We start from the raw sequence: 3,460 nt of genomic DNA, 5'->3' as shown, positions 1-3,460 counted from the left end.
CTAACGTTTGAGGTAACGCGCAGACGACGGCATGGTGCTTGGCCCGCGCAGCACATGATAGTTTGCGGTGCTGCGCGGGCCAAGTGCCATGCCGTTGGCTGTCGCGTTGACCGAAGGGTTAGGCGTCAGCGCCTCCCGGTACGCTTAGGAATCACGTCGAGGTACGAACGCCGTGGCGGTGGCGTGCACCGCGAGTTTCCCGTCTGCACCCCACAGCTTGGCCTCAAGGAACACGAGTTGCCTGCCAGCCTTGATGATGGATGCCTCACCTCGTGACTCACCCAGCATCATTGGTGCTACGAAGGTGCTCTTGATCTCAACCGTGGGTAGCCAGGCTCGCGTTTTGGCATAGGCGGCGATTGAGACCAGAGCATCGACCATGGCAACGGCGAAGCCACCCTGAACATTGCCGTGGTAGTTCTCGAACGCCGGCTGAGGTGCGAAGCGAAGAACCACGCGACCGATGTCGAAGTCGGCTTCCTCCACCGACAAGGGAATCAGCGCCGCACAGTCAGACTTGGGCTGACTGTCCAGGAGGGCTTGGAGCTCTGCGGCCTTGGACATGGTGGTGCTTCTGACGCCTAACGTTTGAGGTAACGCGCGACCGCCAGCGGAGCGCCAGGGCCGCGAGGCAGATGATATGCCTGGGTGCCTCGCGGCCCTGGCGCGTAACTGGTGGACGTCGCGTTGACCGAAGGGTTAGGCCTCAGTCGCGTTCCCACGGAGGGTGACGTTCCGGCGAGTCGCGCTGGTTGCCCCAAAGTAGCATGACGACCGGCCGAAGACGGAGGGTTAGTGTTTGGACTTCCTGGGTATGGAATCGGACTTGGATTTTCTCGTCCCTCTCGCCGTCTTCCTCGGTGTTCACCACCTCTACCGCGCTTACGTCTTCTAGTGCGAGGCGAATGTGGCGCGCAGGCTTCTTGGTGAAAAGGCTGACATTGACTTCTCCCGCGAGCGGAAGAACAGACAAACCGATTCGCTCGTCCTCTGTCTCGAACTCCACGTCGTACTTCAGCACGCCGTGCTCAGGATGCTCCGCCTCGATCCGAGGATCGCAGTTGAAGGCCTGAGCCAGTGAAGCGATGGACGGTAGAGTCTGCATTTCTGAGGCCTAACGTTTGAGGTAACGCGCGACCGCCAGCGGAGCGCCAGGGCCGCGAGGCCGATGATAGGGCTGAACGGCCTCGCGGCCCTGGCGCGTAGCTGGCGGGCGTCGCGTTGACCGAAGGGTTAGGCCCGGTTGCTCGTGCAGGCCTTGAACACCACGGGTTTTGAGCAGCAGCGATGCCCGTAGCGGCACGGCTGCCAGGGACGATGCGTGCTTGAAGTGCTCGGGGTAGATGACAACGAGCATGGCAAGCGTGGTTCTTGAACTCTGGCTGCCCGTGCGTACCGAGGCCCGCAGGGAGAGGGTCGTTCTTGTCTTTGGTGCGGCCTGGGCAGTGCTTCGATCGCTCATCGGACGGGTAGCCCGGGGCAGAGCGGGGGCCTGTCCTTTCCTTCCAGAGCCTCCCCCGACGCTGCAGGAGTATTCGGGAGTTCCATTGCTGCACCGGAGTGACGATGACCGCAGTCTTGCGGTTCTTCTGGCAGCGCAACGAGTCGCGAGGGCCGTGGAGACCCGGGCCTAACGTTTGAGGTAACGCGCCCGTGCCGGCAGGACGCTTGGGGCGCGAGGCCGATGATAGGCCGGGCGGCCTCGCGCCCCAAGGGGCCTGCCGGTGCGGGTCGCGTTGACCGAAGGGTTAGGCCTCACTGCGACGCGCGACTGAGTAGACGCCTCTGGCCAGATGACAAGAGCAGTCCGTCATTACCTCCTCAGATGGCCCCGGCGTCGGAAAGACCGAAATCTCTGAGTGGCAAACTGGGCAATTGAGAACTTGTCCGGTTCCCTGCTGGAACGCGATGAGGGCTTCTGCAACATGGTCGCCGACCTTCGACAACGAGGCGATCTTGGCCTTGCGTGCCTTCTCGCTGGCGGGTGCGTCAAGTAAGGCGCGTATGAAGCGGAGGCCGACGACAGGAACTGCAATGATAACGATCAAGAGAATGGCGATGCCCTCGATTAGACCAGTGCCTCCGCCCCATGCGCCCTGGCCTTGTGCCATAGGGATCGAGGGCAGCGCTATCAGCGAAATGGAGACATTCCTAGCAAGGCGGGTCATCGGAGTGAGGCCTAACGTTTGAGGTAACGCGCCCGCAGCGGCAGGGGGCTTGGGGCGCGAGGCGCAGGATAAGCGAAGGCGCCTCGCGCCCCAAGCGGCCTGCTGGTGCGGGTCGCATTGACCGAAGGGTTAGGCGGCATTGTTAGCGGCGGACCACGAGACCGCGGGTTTGATAACTGATTGCCCGCGGTTGCTCGCAAGGAGCTTGTGTCGGGTTCTCTTCTTGCGAACAGCCGGGTTGCCTCCCATGCGCTGCGAACCCTGCGCCGCGCTTGCGCGGTGCCCACCGAACTGACTGCGCGGCGCAGCACGCCTGCGCGAAGCGCACTTGTTAGCCTGACCTTGCTGATTCCGCCAGAGGGAACAGCCTGTGCGTATGGCTTTCCACCTCTTCGCAGTTTGGTCGGCCGCGGCAGACGTGGTCCTTGTCTTCATGCTCGGTGTTCGCAAGGCCGAGTCTTTGGATCTCATGCTCGGTGCATCCAAGGCGGACCAGACGTTCGCGCTGGGGCTGTTGCATGCCGCCTAACGTTTGAGGTAACGCGCCCGCGGCAGCAGGAGGCTTGGGGCGCGAGGCCGATGATAGGCTGGGCGGCCTCGCGCCCCAAGACGCCTGCTGGTGCGGGTCGCGTTGACCGAAGGGTTAGGCGTCACGCGCGGCGCCACTCGCCGCGCCGGGCGCAGGACGGCTACCGAACTCGCGGATGACTTCGATGGTGCCGACGATGTTGGTGTTGAGCTCGCTCAGGCGCTCGGCTGGCACCCACCACTCTGTATGCATGCCTGCGCCGACTTGCTGTAGCGGAAACTGGGCCATGAATTCCGAACGAACGCGGAAGCGGGTGACGCAGCCGTACCCGCTGGCTGGGACGTTCCAATCTCGTGCAATCTGGACCGCGTACTCCTCGTTAGTTACCGGATAGAAGATGGGTTGATCCGGCAACCGAGGTGGCCAGGCGCTAAAGCCCGCGCGTTCAAGAAGCGCAAGCTCCTCAGGACCGGTTGGCCGATAGAGCGTGACGGTTTCGACTTCTGTCATGTCGTATGGCTGTGCGACGGAGTGCCCGAGGGGTTGTGACGCCTAACGTTTGAGGTAACGCGCCCGTGCCAGCAGGAGGCTTGGGGCGCGAGACACAAGATAGACCTGGGTGTCTCGCGCCCCAAGACGCCTGCTGGTACGGGTCGCGTTGACCGAAGGGTTAGGCGTCATTCGCGGCTTGGCAGACATGTTCTTGGAGGTGGTTCAGGAGCGCAAGAAAGACTGAACGATCAAAGTAGTTGTTCAGGCGCTT

4 protein-coding genes are annotated in these 3,460 nt (G+C 62.7%); all 4 read right to left on the bottom strand.

What is annotated here, in order from left to right; genetic code table 11:
• Nucleotides 1-144: 144 nt before the first annotated feature.
• The 4 genes from P1K89_RS33205 to P1K89_RS33190 all read right to left on the bottom strand — a co-directional run bounded on the left by P1K89_RS33205 (nucleotide 145) and on the right by P1K89_RS33190 (nucleotide 3,207).
• Complete coding sequence (locus P1K89_RS33205) at nucleotides 145-564, bottom strand: PaaI family thioesterase (RefSeq protein WP_284620818.1); 420 nt, start codon at nucleotides 562-564, stop codon at nucleotides 145-147.
• Nucleotides 565-706: 142 nt separating this feature from the next.
• Nucleotides 707-1,105: a hypothetical protein gene (locus P1K89_RS33200; RefSeq protein ID WP_284620817.1), complete on the bottom strand. Its 399-nt coding sequence runs from the start codon at nucleotides 1,103-1,105 to the stop codon at nucleotides 707-709.
• A gap of 643 nt (nucleotides 1,106-1,748) precedes the next feature.
• Entirely contained in the window at nucleotides 1,749-2,168 is a 420-nt protein-coding gene (locus P1K89_RS33195; protein ID WP_284620816.1) for a hypothetical protein, read from the bottom strand.
• Between the two features lie 643 nt (nucleotides 2,169-2,811).
• Nucleotides 2,812-3,207 (bottom strand): hypothetical protein, encoded by a 396-nt coding sequence (locus P1K89_RS33190; RefSeq protein ID WP_284620815.1) that lies wholly within the window; start codon nucleotides 3,205-3,207, stop codon nucleotides 2,812-2,814.
• Nucleotides 3,208-3,460: the final 253 nt, after the last annotated feature.

Source organism: Aquabacterium humicola, assembly GCF_030167915.1.
GTDB lineage: Bacteria > Pseudomonadota > Gammaproteobacteria > Burkholderiales > Burkholderiaceae_C > Pseudaquabacterium > Pseudaquabacterium humicola.
The sequence above is the reverse complement of the archived record's forward strand: the minus strand, read 5'-3'. Positions and strand labels throughout refer to the sequence as shown.

What these genes read in the sequence shown, in the direction of transcription:
- P1K89_RS33205 (WP_284620818.1), bottom strand. Translation starts at nt 564, where the DNA reads ATGTCCAAGGCCGCAGAGCTCCAAGCCCTCCTGGACAGTCAGCCCAAG.
- P1K89_RS33200 (WP_284620817.1), bottom strand. Translation starts at nt 1,105, where the DNA reads ATGCAGACTCTACCGTCCATCGCTTCACTGGCTCAGGCCTTCAACTGC.
- P1K89_RS33195 (WP_284620816.1), bottom strand. Translation starts at nt 2,168, where the DNA reads ATGACCCGCCTTGCTAGGAATGTCTCCATTTCGCTGATAGCGCTGCCC.
- P1K89_RS33190 (WP_284620815.1), bottom strand. Translation starts at nt 3,207, where the DNA reads ATGACAGAAGTCGAAACCGTCACGCTCTATCGGCCAACCGGTCCTGAG.